This window comes from Gemmatimonadota bacterium (genome assembly GCA_026705765.1).
Classification (GTDB): Bacteria; Latescibacterota; UBA2968; order UBA2968; family UBA2968; genus VXRD01.
Genome location: JAPPAB010000049.1, coordinates 1 through 18,352, shown reverse-complemented (window position 1 = coordinate 18,352; position 18,352 = coordinate 1). Strand labels below are relative to the sequence as shown.

The 18,352-nt window shown below is 52.2% G+C and carries 17 protein-coding genes; 7 read left to right on the top strand and 10 right to left on the bottom strand.

Translation table 11 applies throughout. The features are described 5' to 3' along the window. The 10 genes from OXH16_06155 to OXH16_06110 form a co-directional block, all read right to left on the bottom strand. A partial coding sequence (locus tag OXH16_06155; protein MCY3680959.1) for an Nramp family divalent metal transporter occupies positions 1-689 on the bottom strand: 689 nt, incomplete at its 3' end. A gap of 152 nt (positions 690-841) precedes the next feature. After that, the gene (infA, locus tag OXH16_06150; GenBank protein ID MCY3680958.1) at positions 842-1,150 is read right to left on the bottom strand and encodes a translation initiation factor IF-1; all 309 of its coding nucleotides are present in this window, start codon (positions 1,148-1,150) and stop codon (positions 842-844) included. Positions 1,151-1,312: 162 nt separating this feature from the next. Continuing rightward, positions 1,313-2,494: a hypothetical protein gene (locus OXH16_06145; protein ID MCY3680957.1), complete on the bottom strand. Its 1,182-nt coding sequence runs from the start codon at positions 2,492-2,494 to the stop codon at positions 1,313-1,315. 78 nt (positions 2,495-2,572) lie between these two features. Further along, positions 2,573-3,526 carry a DUF3047 domain-containing protein gene (locus OXH16_06140; protein MCY3680956.1) on the bottom strand — a complete coding sequence of 318 codons (954 nt, stop codon included), beginning with the start codon at positions 3,524-3,526 and terminating at the stop codon, positions 2,573-2,575. Next, on the bottom strand, positions 3,523-4,401 hold the full coding sequence (locus tag OXH16_06135) for a N(4)-(beta-N-acetylglucosaminyl)-L-asparaginase (protein MCY3680955.1): 879 nt from the start codon (positions 4,399-4,401) through the stop codon (positions 3,523-3,525). Before OXH16_06135 ends, OXH16_06140 begins: the two co-directional genes overlap by 4 nt. Positions 4,402-4,430: 29 nt before the next feature. Next, positions 4,431-5,726, bottom strand: coding sequence for an amidohydrolase family protein (locus tag OXH16_06130; protein ID MCY3680954.1), 1,296 nt, complete (start codon positions 5,724-5,726; stop codon positions 4,431-4,433). A 63-nt stretch (positions 5,727-5,789) separates the two neighbouring features. Further along, positions 5,790-6,557, bottom strand: a complete 768-nt coding sequence (locus tag OXH16_06125; GenBank protein MCY3680953.1) for a glucose 1-dehydrogenase — start codon at positions 6,555-6,557, stop codon at positions 5,790-5,792. Between the two features lie 19 nt (positions 6,558-6,576). Beyond that, the gene (locus tag OXH16_06120; GenBank protein ID MCY3680952.1) at positions 6,577-6,996 is read right to left on the bottom strand and encodes a VOC family protein; all 420 of its coding nucleotides are present in this window, start codon (positions 6,994-6,996) and stop codon (positions 6,577-6,579) included. 50 nt (positions 6,997-7,046) lie between these two features. Next, positions 7,047-8,795 (bottom strand): ABC transporter ATP-binding protein, encoded by a 1,749-nt coding sequence (locus tag OXH16_06115; GenBank protein ID MCY3680951.1) that lies wholly within the window; start codon positions 8,793-8,795, stop codon positions 7,047-7,049. After that, positions 8,792-10,552 carry an ABC transporter ATP-binding protein gene (locus tag OXH16_06110; protein ID MCY3680950.1) on the bottom strand — a complete coding sequence of 587 codons (1,761 nt, stop codon included), beginning with the start codon at positions 10,550-10,552 and terminating at the stop codon, positions 8,792-8,794. Before OXH16_06110 ends, OXH16_06115 begins: the two co-directional genes overlap by 4 nt. Before the next feature lie 133 nt (positions 10,553-10,685). Here OXH16_06110 and OXH16_06105 point away from each other — a divergent pair, with 133 nt between their 5' ends. The 7 genes from OXH16_06105 to OXH16_06075 all read left to right on the top strand — a co-directional run bounded on the left by OXH16_06105 (position 10,686) and on the right by OXH16_06075 (position 18,295). Next, positions 10,686-11,972: an acyltransferase domain-containing protein gene (locus OXH16_06105; protein MCY3680949.1), complete on the top strand. Its 1,287-nt coding sequence runs from the start codon at positions 10,686-10,688 to the stop codon at positions 11,970-11,972. Positions 11,973-12,003: 31 nt separating this feature from the next. Continuing rightward, positions 12,004-12,978: an ATP-binding cassette domain-containing protein gene (locus tag OXH16_06100; protein MCY3680948.1), complete on the top strand. Its 975-nt coding sequence runs from the start codon at positions 12,004-12,006 to the stop codon at positions 12,976-12,978. Next, positions 12,975-13,778 (top strand): ABC-2 family transporter protein, encoded by an 804-nt coding sequence (locus tag OXH16_06095; GenBank protein MCY3680947.1) that lies wholly within the window; start codon positions 12,975-12,977, stop codon positions 13,776-13,778. Before OXH16_06100 ends, OXH16_06095 begins: the two co-directional genes overlap by 4 nt. Positions 13,779-13,789: 11 nt before the next feature. Next, the gene (locus tag OXH16_06090; GenBank protein MCY3680946.1) at positions 13,790-14,575 is read left to right on the top strand and encodes an ABC-2 family transporter protein; all 786 of its coding nucleotides are present in this window, start codon (positions 13,790-13,792) and stop codon (positions 14,573-14,575) included. Between the two features lie 87 nt (positions 14,576-14,662). Continuing rightward, a complete protein-coding gene (locus tag OXH16_06085) occupies positions 14,663-16,321 on the top strand; it encodes a fucose isomerase (GenBank protein MCY3680945.1) in 1,659 nt (552 codons plus the stop codon). 1 nt (position 16,322) lies between these two features. After that, entirely contained in the window at positions 16,323-17,333 is a 1,011-nt protein-coding gene (locus tag OXH16_06080) for a Gfo/Idh/MocA family oxidoreductase (protein MCY3680944.1), read from the top strand. 17 nt (positions 17,334-17,350) lie between these two features. After that, on the top strand, positions 17,351-18,295 hold the full coding sequence (locus OXH16_06075; GenBank protein MCY3680943.1) for a mannonate dehydratase: 945 nt from the start codon (positions 17,351-17,353) through the stop codon (positions 18,293-18,295). Positions 18,296-18,352 lie beyond the last annotated feature (57 nt).

Here is an 18,352-nt window from a genome sequence, read left to right as displayed (position 1 = left end):
GCGGCCAACAATGCAAAAGCTGGAAAACCAAACGTCAGCCCACCGCGCACCTCTTCCCAGGTAATCGCATATTCGGTCAACTGCAACAAAACAGCGCAGGCAATCGTAATAAACGTAAACATAACCACCAGAACCGTCATCAGCTTTTCGAGAAATCGATACGTCCCGGTCAGAATAATCACAGACGCCGTAACCGCGAGAATAACCGTCCACCATTCCGACCCGAGAGAAGGCAGCGCCATGTGAATCGCCTGACCAGCCCCCCCGTAAATACCACCGCTGATCAACTGCCCGGGAATAATCCAAAGCAACCAGAAATAGATATACCACGACACCTTCCGCCCGTTAAACGCGGGCAACTTCCCGGGCAATCGGTTAAAAGCGTGCAAAAAAGGTTCGCCAGAAGCAACTGAAAAACGCGCCAGTTCTGCCTGAACAATATTCTTACTCCAGCAACTCACCAGCACAAACCAGAGCATTGAAAATCCGACAATAGATCCCAAATTCGTCGTCAAAATAATCTCACCAGACCCCACCACAGACCCCACGAGAATCAGCCCTGGACCGAGAAACTTCAGCGTACTGCGAAGCCCTTGCGGGGGCTCCTGAATCGCCCGTGGATCCAGCGCGTAGAGATCTGGATTTTCATCTTCTCCCGATGGCTGCACAGTTTTGGATTCTTCCGGCATATACCCTCCCTTTGAATTGGCTTATCATGCAAAAACAAAAAGCCACCCGGTATGCACAGCGCATTTTCAGGCAGTCCCATGCCATTGGCGCTACTGACATCGTGCTGTGCGTGCGACTTGCGGGTGGTTATTTACGTATCGATTTTGAGTATTTAACGGCGGCGACGCGATCTGCTGCGTCCACCACGACCGGGACGCCGGCCTCCGCCTGCTTGCGTACTCGAAGGGGGTGGCCCGCCCGTTCCAGAATCGCGGAATGTAATGCGACCCCGGTTCAGATCATAAGGAGAGGTCTCAATCGTGACGGTATCGCCCACAACAATGCGAATATTAAAACGGCGCATTTTGCCCGACGTATAACCGAGAATCTGATGCCCTCCTTCAATCTCAACTTTGTATTGCCCATCGGGCAAAATATCGACAATCGTTCCTTCCAGTACAACTTTTTCTTCTTTTGCCATATAACCTCCAACTATGGGATGGATAAACTCGTACCTTACACAATCTGGGATGCATATGAGCTAAAAACAAACCCTAACTTCAATAAGATATGGAGAAAATTTATATCGACAAGTATTTTTGACATGCGACCAATCTCCAAATTTTTCATACGCTCGCACAACTCAAAAAAGACGATAACTCAGAGCAAAAAGAAGACTCTGTCTAAATGGTGACCCTTCTTCTTTGGAAATTTGCTCAATAGCCGTCAAGCTAATCCTATTTTCAATAAAAAATGTGAAGCTGATATTTGAAATATGTCTAAACCTCGCGTCTTCATCGCGTTTTTTGTTGATATGGAGTGTATTGGAGCTCACAAAGGCAATTCTGTTGGTAATTTCGTAAATAAAATCGACATTCTGCCTGACATGGTACTCTCGCCCAAAGTCATCATTGAATGGCGTATCCAATTTGAAATCCGTGTTGACCTGTATCTGCCAACTGATAGGTCGGGAATATCGCACATTAAAAGCCAGAGCAGGAGGAGGCCGTTCTATGAGTTTAGATCTGGTCTGCAATTGATACTGAACCCCCGCATTGACATCCCAACCAAAAAACCGGTCGCTAATCTGCTCCTGTGTAAGTACCTCGCGCATGCGAAAGAGGCCAACAGGACCGATATTGCCGCCCCCGGTCACAAGGCCGGTTTTGTCAATTTCACTGCTCATATCTTCGTACCAGTAGTGCAGATAGGTACGACCGCCGTAGATATTGCGGTACTCATCTTCTTTTTCGATAATTTGCCCAAGTGTGATCATGGTGTCTTTGGGCAAAAAATCGCTAATAACGCCTTCTTCGAACAAAAAATCTTCAATACGCACGGCTTTACGCAGGGCGGTCGCATTGATAAACCGACCATATCCAAGACCTAAAATGACATCACTCTGCGGGCGATCAAAGCCCTTACGCATCAAAACATCTGGACTGACAAAATAGAAAAACTTATTCGTCTCCCGAAAATACTTTTGAACCTGTATATCGAGATTCATGTCATAAGTACCCGTGCGATCAGAATCCTCAAATGAAAATTGGCGAAAATACGAAGCGGAACTGAGCGCGTCGATAAAATACGCAAAAGGCAGAGAACTGTAGAACTTCTTGTACACAAAGCCGATTTCGCCCTGTTCGTGTACAACTTCTTTGCCCTCAGTCGTAAAATTAAAACTCAACACATCAATACGTAGATTATCCACCCGACTCACCGGCACTTTGTAGTCAGTGACCGAAACATTTTGCGCCTTTGCCGATGTTGTAATAGCTACAAGCATACAGCAGGCAAGTGCCTTTAAGAGATATTGTGTATTCATGAGCAGCCTCCGCGTTAGGCTATTTGTCAGGCCAGCAGATTGTCTCCAGGATGAACGAACGAGCGTGATATCCGTTCTTCATTCTGTATCCTCCGGATTCTTTTCAACTGTGGGCCTTGGAATAATAAAGGTAATATCATCGTAATCCGCTGCGACGACTGTCTCCGTATTATTTGAATCGGTAAGCAACCCCAAATAATCAACCGGACGGGGATCACCACCGAACAGCCGCCGATAGTCTTGGTATGCATTCACTTCTTCCCAAACCCATTTTTTTGCATCTTTTGAACCGTTGCGCAAGACAATAATATATTGGACCCCAAGCCTCCCCTTCTTAATGACCGTCCCCTTGGGCAGTGTCTCGCTCCAGATGTATTTGAGCGTTTTGGTACGGCCAAAGACCAGACGCACCGCAGCAGCACTGTCATTTTTGCCGTCGTCGGTTTCATCAGATCCCTCGGGCAAATTGTGTACTCGCCAGCGCCAGCGCAATTTTTGGAACAAACGCAAACTTGCTTTGATTTCTCTGCCTCGATATGTGACCTTTGCTTCTCTCCCAAAATTTACGGCACCGCCTTTTGTTTTCGCGCTCAGATAATGATTATCGACTTCTCTTAAAATCCGATAGTAAACATCTTCTTTTTTTGTCTTGCTATATCGCCAGCCCGATATCCCCTGCCAAATCTCGTCGGGATAAGAATTCAAAAATCGAGGATATTCAAATGTATCGAGAACACAGGTGGAATCACCCGCAGGCGTGACCCAGTGTGCAGGAGGTTGCGTAGGATCTGTTATTTTAAGAGTTGTCGAGGGATCGTGACCTGGCCTGATCGGATCGCCCATTGCAGGATCAACAGCCGTAGAATCAACAAATACAGAAACAACCGGTTGGACGACCGTAGAATCGGGACCGGCAGCAAAGCATATGCTGTATCTAAGATCAATAACAAATACCACGAGCAGGCACAGCCTGAGAGCCATGTTTATCAAATACATGCTGATAAAGTCAGTATGGGAACGCAATCCCATCATCCAACCCCGCCGTTACCAATAAAATATCGACTCTTGTAAAGTTGATTTTCCGCATTGCTGGTGACAGCCGATAAAAACCCAGAACGAGCTGCGGCCGCACCCCAATTGCCATATTTGTCAATAGCGATATAGGCCATCTGATAGGGACGCGCAGAGGGAACGCGCGCAATGAGATGTTGTACAACAGCTTCGCAGGCTTCCTGCGGTGATTTGCCCTGTCGCATGTGTTCAACAACGGCAAACGACCCGCAGGTACGAGTAATTTCCTCACCGCGACCAGTGGCCGCGGCCGCACCTGCATCATTATCTGCATAAAGGCCCGAACCAATAAGCGGTGAATCGCCGACGCGACCCGGCAACTTAAAAGCCGCACCACTTGTGGTACAGGCCGCCGCGAGATTCCCGTGTTGGTCAAGAGCGATTAAGCCAATCGTATCGTGGACATCTGCAGGAGGTCCTGTACGCTCCCTTTTCCACTTTTCCCAGGCTCTTCGTCCGTGTTCTGTAAGCATATTGCACGCTTCAAAGCCCTGTGCTCGCGCAAACTTCAGCGCGCCATTGCCCACGAGAAAAACGTGATCTGTTTTCTCCATCACGCACTGCGCCACAGCGGTAGGTGTCGCAATATTTCTAAGACCAGCCACCGCACCATAACCGAGAGTAAGTCCGTCCATAACCGCGGCATCGACTTCGACCTCGCCCTCGGCATTGGGATACCCACCGAACCCAACGCTCTTGACCGCAGGATCGCGTTCCGCTACCTCAGCACCCCGCACAACAGCATCGAGCGCAGAGCCACCGCTTTTCAAAATTTTCCAGGCGGGCTGATTAGAAGCCAGACCAAACCGCCATGTGGATACAACAATAAGGGACATCGCCTTCTTTCTATTTGAGAATTTTTTACCTATTCTCCCATCGCCCGGTAAATCGCATTTCGCGTCCCCTCGAGATCAAAACATTCGTACTGGTTATCGCGCATCACCCGCGAAGCAATATGCATCGCCTGCGACTCGTTCAGATAACCTTCTTCCACCTCGGCCTCAAGAGTTTTGTCAAGCCAGAAGCGGGTTTGAAATGCGTAGGCAGCGGCACTGGTAGGCCAGCGCGTATCGCCCCCAAAAACAAAGAGCTTATTGATGGGAGCACCATGGATAAACCGGCGGACAAAGTCGCTTGAAGCATAGGGATTAATAGACCATGCCCAGCACAGATCTGCCCAGACATTTCTGTAGTGCTTGGTCAGCGCGATGAGTTCATCACTATAGGGATAGGCAATGTGCATAAGCACAAAGCGAGCGTCGAGATACCTGGCCAAAAGCGCGCAGAGATTGCCAGCTTTAATGCGGTCAACGGGCATGCGATTATTACCGGCGTAATAGCCCGTGTGGATTTTGAAAGGCAAATTGTGTTCAATAGTCAGTTCCACACCCCGTGCCCAGCACCAATCGCCAAGACACAATCGCATAGACTCGGAAACATTGTTATTCGAGCTAAGCGTCGCGTAAAGCGCGCGTTCGACATCGCCGCGGGCGCGCGCTTGCCAATTGAGAGTGCGATTGTACGCATGTTGAGCTTTAACAGCAATGGCATTTGGTGCATGGTTTTCAAATATCGTCTCCATCGCCTTCTGAAGAGAATCGAGATCAACAACAGCAATACCAGTATCTTCGGCAATGGCTTCCTGATCTATCTGCCCACTACAAAACCCCGCCCACGAGAGATCGTAAAGAAAAAAGTCTGGTCCCGATTCATCGGGGTCACAGGGCCAGGAAGAATCATCGGTTTGAATATGGTCGAGATTGGCGACTTCGCGCAGCAAATTGTAGCGACCACCGGGGGTACGCAATTCGGCCAATTTTTCCTGCGCGGCCGCGAGCACATCGGGTGTGAATTCATCAAAACCATACACATCTGTGACAATGCGCCGCACGGCCTCGCCATAACCCGTGTACTGCGTGGCCTCCCACGCTGCGCGAACACCTTCAAAACGCCCGGCAAGGTCTGGATCTGAGGCATCTGTGAGACGCCGCAGAGCTTCCGGTGATACACCAGCCGTAATGAGATCAGCAGGCACATAATTGCCAAATAGATCCTGTAATACGTCGGGACCATCGTCAATCCAATCAGGCTCCCGACGAAGGTGTTCGTGCGTATCGCACAGCGCGGTTTGTTTGATATGTTCAGATAAATTGGTCGCCATGGCATTATTCCTCCTTGATCAAGACTTTTAATTCCTAATTCTTAATTCCTAATTCTTATCTTATCACCTCGCAACTTTCAACCAATATCCCCCATCCACACTCAACACCGTCCCTGTAATATAGTCGGCAGCATCAGAACAGAGAAACGCGGCGGCATTGGCAATATCTTCGGGCGTCCCCAGGCGCTTCCAGGGCAGTGTAGTAGCAGCCTCGCGGATTTGTTCTTCAGTCGCATATTGGCGCTCGCCGGGCGTATCGATATACCCGGGCGTAATCACATTGGCGCGAATGCGGTGATCGGTCAACTCATTGGCAATAGTCGCCGACATCTGGTTGATCCCCGCCTTTGCAGCATTATAGGGCAACGAGGTCGAAAAGGGAATATTGGACAAAACAGAACTGATAAAGAGAATCGCCCCCCCTTCGCCCTGTTTGACCATCTGGCGGGCGCCGGCTTGAGCCATGTGGAAAGCCCCCCAAAACGTGACATCAAGCGTGCGCCGTGCGCCATCTAATTCCAGATCGAGAAAAGGTTCGCGCTTGCTATAATACGCATTGGACACCACAATATCGAGACGCCCAAATTGCTCAACCGTTGCGGCGACCATAGCATCTACCGCATCGCGGTCAGAGACATCTGCGCCATAGACGAGCGCGTCAGATCCCGCACTGCGAATCTCCTCAGCGACCTCCTCTGCCTCGTCGGGATGCGTGCGATAATTGACCGCAACCCTCGCACCCGAACGCCCCATCCGAAGGGCAATACCGCGTCCAATACCGCGCGATGCGCCAGAAATAAGCGCGACCTTTCCATCCAAATTGATATTCATGGAGAACTCCTTATTCAACTCACCCTGCGGGAAGGCCCGTACCCGGCCACTGATCGTCGCTGGAAGTAATATCTACGGTAATGCCATCGGGATCCTCGACTTTGAATGCACCCTCCTCAAGCTGATCCGGAACCAAAGGCTCCTTACCACCCAGACCATCGGAAAAAATCTCGTAGCCCATATCCGTCAAACGCTGCGCCGCCGCTTCCAGATCGGGAACCCGAATACCAATATGCAAATAATCCAGCATCCCGCTGACGTGCTCTGGGCGAGAAGGCCCATTGTGCTGAAAAATGCGAAAATTGTGATAGCCATCGGTAAGATCAAAAGATTGTCCTCGATCCTGAACGAGACGCAAACCCAGACCATCTCGCCAGAAACGGATAGTCTCATCGATATCTGTGGCGCGCACGCCAATATGAACAAGTGTAGTAGCCATGATGGTATTCCTCCTGTTGAAGTGTAACCTGCCTGACCTCCACCCTTTCTTCACCGCTGATCCCACAACTGCCGCATCTCCGCACTCGATTCGAGCAACTCGTCCAGTGTCCCCACGCTTTCGATACGACCATTTTTCAGAACGACAATTTGATCTGCGCGGCGAAGCGCGGGACGGCGGTGAGAAACCACGAGACAGGTAGCCCTGCGGTGTTCAAAAACGCGCTGCCAGAGAACGCGCTCGGTTTCCACATCCAGCGCAGAAGACAAATCGTCAAAAACCAGAAGTTCGGGATCTCGAATAAACATGCGCGCGGCAGCAGTGCGCTGAATTTGACCGCCGGAAAGTTTGACGCCGCGCGGCCCAACAATCGTATCCAGGCCGTTTTCAAGGGTGGAAATATCGGTCTCCATAACACCATTGTAAAGCGCGTGTTCGAGTGCTCGATCATCGGGCAGTCCCAAAAGAATATTATCGCGCAGAGACTCGCTAAAAAGATGTGGAATCTGCGGCGTATAAGCACAGCGCGGGGGTACAAAAAAAGTTTTGGGATCCGCAACCTTCTCGCCATTCCAGTAAATATCCCCATTCGCAAGCGGAAGAACACCCATAAGCGCGCGGATGAGCGTGGTCTTGCCCGATCCGATTTGCCCTGTAATAACCGTAAACGATCCCGCGGGAATGACGAGATCAATATCGTAAATCCCATTTGTAGATTTGGGATAAATATAAGTCATATTGCGAATGGAGAGTGCGTTGAGCCTGTCCGATTCTACACGAGATGGCAACGCCAGTCCATCGGGTTCTGCATTGAGATAAACATCCGTATGTTGAGAAATGCGTTCGCGGGGAATATCTTCGATCGTATAAGCCATACGAAAATAAGAAACTTCGGCGCGCTTGTGATTGGTGAGAATGGTCCCGAGCAAGGAACCGCTTCGGGCGACCTGACCCACATAAGTGGCAAAAAGGGCCATATCGCCAACCGTGAACGCGCCCGACTTCATTTTTTCCGCCACGAGAATCAGAATAACACCCGTGGCAACATGCCCCAGATTGAAATTGATCGAACTCAGAATTTGAGTGAAGAGATTATCGATAAGCGTAGAGATGCGGCGCGCATCATTGAGTTTCCGAAAATGGTCAATCACATGGGCTTGTGTGGTGGCAACTTTGACAGCGAGGATAGATTGAAACATCTCATTGATAAAATTGGTAGATCGCTCTGTTGCAACGCGCTGTGCGGTGCGGTATTTGTGAATATAGTTGCGGGCAAAATCCACAACAATAACCACACCTATCGCCGGTATAATCGTGATAAAAGTGATATAGGGATCAATTCTCGACATATAAAAAATGGCGAGCGCCGCAAATACGAGATTGCCCCACATGTGGATATATCGATTGAGGTATTGAATAATGCCCAATACATCGTCTCGAAATCGGTTGGTCACCTCGCCAGAGGCAGTGGAAATCTTTCCCGGATCTCGAACTTCCAGAATAGCAGTCATAAGATTTTTCCGCAAAAGCGTTTCAATAGCATACCACCAGCGCGGCCATGCAAAAGCCGAACCGAAAAGGGCAATGCGGTCGCCAACCTCAACAGCGACAAAAAGCGCGACAAGCGACCAGGCAGTGAACCCCGCCTCGGCCTGCCCGGTGAGCGCGTCAAAAAAGCCCTTCATAATAACGCCCGCGAGAAAGGGCGCAATATCGTCGATACCGCGAAAAAATATCGTAGTCAAAAAAAGTCCGGGACGAAACTTGAGCAGGCACCATGTCGTTTGACCCATCGTCATGCGATAAGTTCCTCCAGACCCGTATTGAGCAGGCGTGAAAACTGCGAATTTGGATCTGCGACGAGATCTGCGCGAAGGCCAAATTCCCCCACCTGCCCATTGTCGAGAATGAGGATATTATCCACGCGCTCTACAGTTTCAAGGCGATGCGCGATAATAATACCCGTGCGATTTTGCAACAGGTGTTCCACTGCAAAATTGATATTCTGCTCAGTTGCGGGATCGAGCCGCGATGAAGGCTCGTCCAGAATGACCAGGCCGGGGTCTTTGAGGAAAACGCGGGCAAAGGCGAGCAACTGGGCTTCGCCAGCCGAGAGACTGCCCGAGACGAGTTCGGTATCCAACCCCCCGGACAAGGACGCATACCATGCACCAAGGCCGAGTTCATCGAGTATAGCGACGATTTTCTTATCCGAAACACCGGGCCGAAAAAGGGTGAGATTATCGCGTACACTGGCATTGAAAAGTTGCACATCCTGCGTAACGAGACCGACATGCTGCCGCAAATCGTCGAGAAAAATATCCCGGATATTTTGATCCCCAATGCGAATTTGTCCGCGCTGAATATCGTAAAAGCGAAAGAGCAAGCGGGTAATCGTAGTTTTACCACTGCCCGTGCGCCCCAACAGACCGAGGGTCTTGCCCGGATCGAGCGAAAAGGAAATATTGTGCAAAACCGGATCGCCGGGGTTATACGCAAAATGGACATTCTCAAACGCAATGCCCAAAGTCATTAACTCGAGTTTACCAGAAGAAGCAGATAGTTTTTCATTCCCATCCCGAATGCGAGTCTGAATGCGGTGGAGTTCTTCAATGCGTTTAAGCCCGGCGGTTGCGCGTTGCAAATCGTTGATCTGCTGGCTAATTTGAAAAAGCGGTTCGCGCAACATCGACGTGTAGTGAAAAATGAGAAAAACCGCGCCAATTGTAAACGTACCCTCCCGATAAAGCCAGATACCCATGCCCATTGCAAGCGCGTAACCGAGCGCGAACATAATGCCGGTAATCGCACGCAATCCTTCGCTCATAATTTCGGATTTCTTCACGCGGGCAAAAACACCGTTATTGACCCCGTAAAACCGATTCACAGTGTAGTCGCCTGCGCCATTTGTGCGGATGTCTTCAAGACCGAGCAATCGCTCTTCGATAAAACCGTAAAGACGCGCATAACTTTCGCGTTCAGCCGTATAAATGGGCACCGCAATATTGCGTGTGAGATTAAAAACAATAAAAGCGAGAATCGAAAAAGCGGTCAGCGCTACACCCACGCGCCAATCTTCGCGGAAGACGAGAATGAGCACACCCAAAAGAAAAAATGAGCTTCCAATAACATGGATGACAAATTGGGAAAAAAAATTGGAAAGCGCCGTCGTATCCCCGTCAACCCGCTCGATCATCTCGCCCGGCGTGTGCGCGTGGTGAAAGCCCATATCCAGATTGAGACAGTGGTGCGCGAGCGTATTCCGCATCTGATTCGTCGCGCGCCAGCCCACATCTTGCCCCAAATAAGAACTCACAATCTGCACGCCCTGGCGAATAATGCCAATAGCGAGAAAGGCAATACCCGCCCATATCAGATTTTGCACAGCACCATCTGCCTGCGCCGTATCGATAAAATATCGGACGATTTGGGGATTGAGCAGATTGAGACCAATGCCGGTAAACATGAAAACGCCGAGAAAAACAACGCGCTTCCAATGGGGGCGAAGATAGCGTATCAGGAGGGTGGCATAATGCCTGAGAGGGACGCGTTCCAAGAGGATTCCCGAAGTGGGTGAAAAAAAATGGACATCCAAATCGCTCAAAGTTCTTGAAAATTAAGATGTCGCATGTTAATTTCCAAATGAAATTTAATCACTAACACTGTAATCCAACTTATCTTTTCGTGAAATGCCCTCCAAACTCATCCCCCTTCTAAAAAACACGGGCCTCGACATCCACTGGGAAAAATCCGCCTCAACCTTCCCTGGCGATCTTCCCTTTCTCCAGCCCGAAGCCATCCGCGAAAATGGCGCCTGGGCAAATCTTCCGCCCAACGCCATAGACTTCGCAATCCGCGCCGCCCAAAAAATCGCCACAGACCCCGACCTCGCGCTCATGGCCTGGCATGCCCATCGCCTCCTCTTCATCGACAAAAGCACCCAGAACTCGGCAACCCGCGACTGGCCCCTCCTCACCCCCGTACTCGGCAATTACGGCGGTGCCTTTTATCTCCTCATCGCGCTCTCGGGCATACCACAACTCCGCACCTACCACCAATCGCGCAACATACCCGAACACATCACCCGATTGACCTGCCGCGATACGTACGTCTGGGCGCAGCAATACCACGACATCGGCATTTTCAAAAACGATCGTTTCTTCCACCCGGGCAATCCTGGCGCATGGGGGCTATGCACGCGCATCTTGCCCTGGCTGCTCGGCCATCTCAACGGCGACCTCTACCGCATAGGACGCCTGCAATACAAAATCGGACCCTTCCGCCAGAAAATACGCGCGTACCGCCATCGCACCTCTACACATCTGTATCTCCTGTGCGAATCCGGATTGGAATTTCGCACCGACGGCAACTTTAACGGCGCAGGCGGAAGGGAAGATCCAGAGACCTGGACATCCGAACTCACCGAAACCTCAACCCATATCATCGGCAACCCCATACACCCCAACGGCCACGCACAACGCCAGCCGGTCAGCCTCCCGCGATCCCACTGGGATTGCGTCCTCACCGAAGGCGATCCCATCCTCGAAATTCACATCCCCGAAGACGGACCCATGGCATTTGAAAATTGCGGCGACTCCCTCCGCCAGGTCGCCGAATTCTTCCCCAAACACTTTCCCGACCGTCCCTTCAAAGCGATCTGTTGCACATCCTGGTTCCTCGACCCCACATACCAGAACTTACTCGCCAAAAATTCCAACATCGCTCGCTTCCAGCGCGAATGCTATCTCTTCCCACTCAACTCGCGCAGCAAATACAGCAGCCTCGACCGCATCTTCGGTCCCTATGTCCACGACCTCTCCACAGCCCCACGCGACAGCAGCATGAGAGCCGCAGTACTCGATCACATCGAAAACGGCGGCTGCCTCATCAGCGGAGGATGCCTCATCTGGACAGACCACCTCGACAAATGGGGCACCCAATTCTACCTCCATCAATCTTCTACTCCCCAAAGTTGACATCTCCCCAAACACATATTACCTTTCGCCCATGTCCAACACCCCCGACATCGCCGTTCAAAATCTCCGAAAAACTTATGAAGTGCCCCAACGAGAACCCGGATTGGGCGCAGCGATCAAAAGCCTTGTCTCGCGCACCACACGCTACGTCGAAGCTGTCAAAAACATCTCCTTTGATGTTGCCCCCGGCGAAATCGTCGGATTCTTGGGACCCAATGGCGCCGGCAAAACCACCACCCTCAAAATGCTCTCGGGCTTGCTCCACCCCACAGCCGGCGAAATCTCAGTCATTGGACACACGCCTTATGCGCGTCACAAAGACTTCCTCAACCGCATCACCCTGGTCATGGGCCAGCGCAACCAGCTCATGTGGGACATCCCCGTAGCCGATTCTTTTGAACGCAACCGCGCGATCTATCGGATTTCTCACAGCGAATACAACAAAACCCTCGACGAACTCAGCACCTTACTCGACCTGAGCGATTTGCTTTCCAAACCCGTGCGCAATCTCTCATTGGGCGAACGCATGAAATGCGAAATCGCCGCAGCCCTGCTCCATCGTCCACAAATTCTCTTCCTCGACGAACCCACCATTGGCCTCGACGTCACTATGCAACGCCGCATCCGCGCCTTCCTGGGCGAATACAACCGCCGCCACAGCGCCACTGTATTGCTCACCTCGCATTACATGGCCGATGTCGAAGCCCTGTGCAAGCGCGTCATTGTCATTCACCGCGGCGAACTGCTATTCGACGGCGATTTGAGCGCGCTCATCGAACGCTTTTCACCCCACAAAACCATAGTCGTTGATCTCGAAACCGAACGCGCCGACCTCTCCTCCTACGGCGAAGTCGTCACTGCCGAAGGCAACAGCATAACCCTGCGCGTACCCAAAACAAAAACCGCCGATGTCACCGGGAAATTGCTCGCCAACTTACCCGTCATCGACCTCACAGTTGAAGATCCACCCATAGAGGAAGTCATCGAACAGGTATTTTCAAATTGAAACATTATCCCACCATCTACTGGGCTTTTTTCAGGACCTCATTGCTCGAACAATTTCAATATCGCGCCGCCATGGCGATATGGATGATCGGCCGCATTATCGAACCCATCATCTACCTCACCGTATGGACGACAGTCGCCCATGCGCGCGGGGGCAGTGTGGGATCCTATTCACCTGCCGACTTCGCCGCTTATTACATCATCCTCATGCTCGTCAACCAATTCACCTTCTCCTGGATCATGCACATATACGACTTTCGCATTCGTCAGGGCGAACTCTCCAACTTCTTGCTCAAACCCATCCACCCCATCCACGCCGACATTGCCGAGAACATCGCGTACAAAGTCATGACCGCCATCATCATTTTTCCCACGGCAATATTGCTCTTCCTTCTCTTTGACCCCAACCTCGCCTTTCACATCCAGACATTCGCCATCTTTTTACTCGCACTGGGCATGGCGTTCTTCATGCGATTCTTCATCGAATGGACCCTCGCCCTCGTCGCCTTCTGGACCACGCGCAACGAAGCCATCAATCAGATGTACTTCACACTCGGCCTATTTCTCTCTGGACGCATCGCACCCATCGACCTGCTACCGGGTGCCATCCAGACCCTCGCCGACGCGCTCCCCTTTCGCTGGGCTATTGCATTTCCCGTCGAACTCATGCTCGGTCGTCTCTCACAAGAACAAATCTGGAACGGATTCACCATGCAAGCCATCTGGCTACTCGCGGGTTTTCTGTTAATCCAACTCACCTGGCGGTCAGGCGTCAAAAAATACTCGGCAGTTGGATCATAGGTACCTTACCCATGTACTACTTAAAACTAATATGGACCTTCTTCCGCATTGGCGTCCTCAACGAAATGGCCTATCGCGTGAACTTCTACGTCCAACTCCTGCAATCCCTCCTCAGCCTGGGCACAGCCATCGCGGGCCTGGCAATCGTGTTTTCACACACCGATACCCTCGGCGGATGGCGAGCCGTAGATATCCTCGCCCTGCTCGGCGTATTTATGTTCGTAGGCGGCGTGATTGGCATGGTCATAAATCCCAGCATGAGCCAGCTCATGGACGATGTGCTACGCGGCCTATTCGACTACACCCTCATCAAACCGTGCGACGCACAATTCCTCGCCAGCATCTCGCAAATCCGCTTATGGCGGCTCACCGATATTCTACTCGGCGCGGGCGTGCTCATCGTCGCGCTAATCTATCGGGGACTCGATATTGGTCCGCGAGAAGCCCTCGCCTTCGCCTTTGTTCTCTGCACGGGAGGCAGCATCATCTACAGCTTCTGGCTCATGCTCGCCACCCTCACCTTCTGGTTCTTGCGCATCGAAAACATCCTCCACATCTTCCAGAGCATGTACGAAGCTGGCCGCTGGCCCATTGGCATCTACCCACACTGGCTGCGCTATATCCTCACATTTCTCGTACCCGTGGCATTTGCCATCACAGTACCTGCCGAAGCACTCTCAGGTCGCCTGACACCCGAAAGCATGATCACATCTGGCCTGCTGTGTGCCTTCCTCCTCGCCTTTTCGCGCTGGTTCTGGAAACGCGGCCTGAAAAATTACTCCGGCGCATCGGCATAATAGTCGTGCCCGTTTGACTTTCCAGATTCTATCGGCTATTTTACACCCTGCTCTCAACACCAGACAATACACACAAGGAGTTTCACAATGGCGTACCAACTTCCCGAACTCGCCGAACCCGAAGCACCTGTAAAGAACGAAGTCGTACTCATTGCCAACGGCGACCTGCGCCTATCTGCCAACCAGATGTGCTGGCCCGCACAAGAAGCAATGGAAAAAACCATCACAGCCGCAATCCAGCGCGAAGGATGGAAAGTCCGCCGCGGACACCCCTACAAACAAGACGAGGAACACGGCTTTATCGGATCGCAAAAAGAGGGCATGGCCGTCTTCAAAAACATCCATCCCGACGCCCCCCTCATCGTAGCCGAAGCCGTCTGGCAATACAGCCACCACGTGCTTCACGGACTGATCTCACACCGCGGCCCCATCCTCACCCTTGCAAACTGGTCCGGACAGTGGCCCGGCCTCGTCGGCATGCTCAACCTCAACGGCTCCCTCACCAAAGCCGGAGTTGAATACAGCACCCTTTGGAGCCTGGACTTTACCGACGACTTCTTCAAACGCGGCCTGCGCGAATGGCTTACCAGCGGCAGCGTCACCCACGACACCTCCCATGTGCGCGACGCCAACACCTTCCGCCTGCCCGAAGCCGAAGCGCAACTCGGACAGGCACTGGCCGAGCAACTCCAGCGAGAAAAAGCCATTATGGGTGTCTTTGACGAAGGCTGCATGGGCATGTTCAACGCCATCATCCCCGACCACTTGCTCAATCCCACAGGTGTCTTCAAAGAACGCCTCTCACAATCTGCTCTATGGGCAGAAATGCAAACCGTCACAGATGCAGAAGCCAGCGCTGTTCGCGCCTGGCTCGAAGGCAAGGGCCTCACCTTTGTCACCGGTACAAATGCCACCGATGAACTCACCGACGACCAGATCGCTATGCAATGCAAAATGTACATTGCCGCCGTACGTATAGCCGATGACTTTGGTTGCGCCACCATTGGCATTCAATATCAGCAGGGCCTCAAAGACCTGTGCCCGGCATCTGATCTGGTCGAAGGCATTCTCAACAACGCAGATCGCCCCCCGGTCAAAGCGCGCGCCAATGGTCAGATCCTCTACGAAGGTGAGGCACTCCCGCATTTTAACGAAGTCGATGAATGCGCGGGCCTCGACGGCCTGATCTCCAACCGCATCTGGAAAGCACTGGGTCAACCCCCCGAAAACACCTTGCACGACCTGCGCTGGGGCGAACACTACCGGGAAAATGGCATCGACGACTACGTATGGGTCTTCCTCATCTCTGGCGGCGCACCGCCCGCACACTACATCGACGGGTACAAAGGCACCTCTTCCGAACGCCAGCCCAACATGTATTTCCCACTCGGCGGTGGCACCTGCAAAGGCGTGAGCAAGCCCGGCGAAATCGTCTGGAGTCGCATCTTTGTTCAAAATGACGAACTGCACATGGACATTGGTCGCGGTGGCGTCGTCGAACTCCCACAATCAGAAACCGACCGCCGCTGGCGTGCCACCACCCCGCAGTGGCCCATTATGCACGCTGTCACCTACGGCATCTCCCGCGACCAGATGATGGCACGCCACAAAGCCAACCATATCCAGGTCGCATATGCCCAATCAGCACAGGCCGCCAACAACGCGCTGGCCGTAAAAATTGCCATGATGCAAGCATTGGGCGTCAAAGTTCATCTGTGTGGCACAAATAATGGATTGGTGGATTGACATGAACCGTGTTCGTATTGGCGTTATCGGCGTCGGCAATATCGCCCGCAACTACCATTTACCCCCTGTACACGCACTTCCAAATGCCGAACTCGTTGCCGTTGCAGACCTCGACGAATCGCTCAGATTAAGAGCACAGAAGCAATTCGGCTTTCGCGATGCGTACACAGATTATCGCCGCATTTTAGACCGCGACGACATTCACGCCATCATGCTCCTCACCCGCGTGAATACACGCACTGAAATCATTCCCGCAGCCCTCGAAGCGGGCAAACACGTCTTCACGCAAAAGCCCTTTGCACTGACAAATGAAGACGCCGAGTTTCTTGCCCGGATAGCCAAACGCACGGGCAATCGCCTCGTCTGCAGCTTCATGCATCGCTACTTTTCGCATACCCAGGGGGCGCGTCAAATCCTGAAAGAGGGCAAAATCGGCCGCCTTGAAATGGTGCGCCATCGCAACTGCATCGGCAGTCATTACGACAACGCCGTCCGCCTGTGGGGCGGCGTCCTCGACATCGGCACACACGGCATAGACGTCATCCGGTATCTCACCGAACAAGACGTCGTCAAAGTGCAAGCCATGATGGACCCCTATCTCACCAATGCAAACCTGCCGATAGACCCCACCATCAACCGCCCCAATGAAACCGTAGCCATCATGAATTTCGAAATGTCTGGCGGCACCCTCGTCACCTTTGAAATGCACTGGACCCAACGCGGTGGCGCAGGAGGCTATTACGCCGAACACTACGGCGATGGCGGCTCAATGTTCATCAAACATCCCATTGCGCCCGCAACCCTCGTTTACACCCAGGGCCACAAAGGAGACTGGATTCAACCCGACCTCGAACAGCATCCCAAAGGCCACCTGCACCACAAAATCTTCATAGACGACATCCTCAACAACACCTTTGAAAGTGCCACCCCCGAAGACGCCGTGGCCACCGTAAAAATTATCAACGCCGCTTATGAGGCAGCACAAACCGGAAAAACAATCACCTTAGGCTAAAAAAAGGACATAGTACCATGAGAATCGCGCTCGTCATCCGACCATTCACCAACGAAAACCTTCAAACCGCGCTTCAAATGGGCGTGGAAGATGTCGTAACGGTCTTACCCAATGCGGACCCCGTCTGGGATTATCTCGCTATCTTGCGCCACAAAAAACGCATTGAAGACCAGGGCTTGCGCTGGTCTGTGGTCGAATCTGTTCCCATCTCGGACAATATCAAACTGGGCCTTGAAGACCGCGACCGGGAAATCGACAACTACTGCCAGACCATTCGCAACCTCGGCGCAGCGGGCATTCCCGTAATGTGCTACAACTGGATGGCTGTCTTTAACTGGATGCGCACCTCTATGACCACCCGCACGCGCGGCAATGCCCTGACCAGCACCTACGATCACAGCGACCTGGAAGACGCGCCACCCATCACAGACTATGGCGACATCACCGAAGAACGCCTCTGGGAAAATCTCGAATACTTCCTCAAAAGAGTGATACCCGTTGCCGAAGAAGCCGGCGTCAAACAGGGCCTTCACCCCGACGATCCCCCGCTCTCGCCCATTCGCGGCGTTGCCCGCATCATCACCAGCCCCGAAGCCTATGACCGCGTCATCTCTTTTATCCCCAGCGAATACAATGGCATCACCTATTGCCAGGGCAACTTCAAAGCCATGGGTGCCGATATTCCAGCCACCATACACCACTTCAAAGACCACATCCACTTCGCCCACTTCCGCGACCTTCACGGCCAGGTACCCACCTTCTCCGAATCCTTTCACGACGACGGCGACACCGACATGGCAGAAGCCATTCGCGCGTACAAAGCAATTGGATTTAAGGGCGTCGTCCGCCCCGACCACACGCCCACCTTTGCAATTGACCAAGAGGATATAGGCGGCTATAACTTCCTCGGACGGCTCTATGCCGTCGGTTATATGCGCGGGCTAATACATGGAACAGACTAATCAATAAAAAAAGGCTGCGATCATTTGACCGCAGCCTTTGGTGTATCTGGTGGGAGA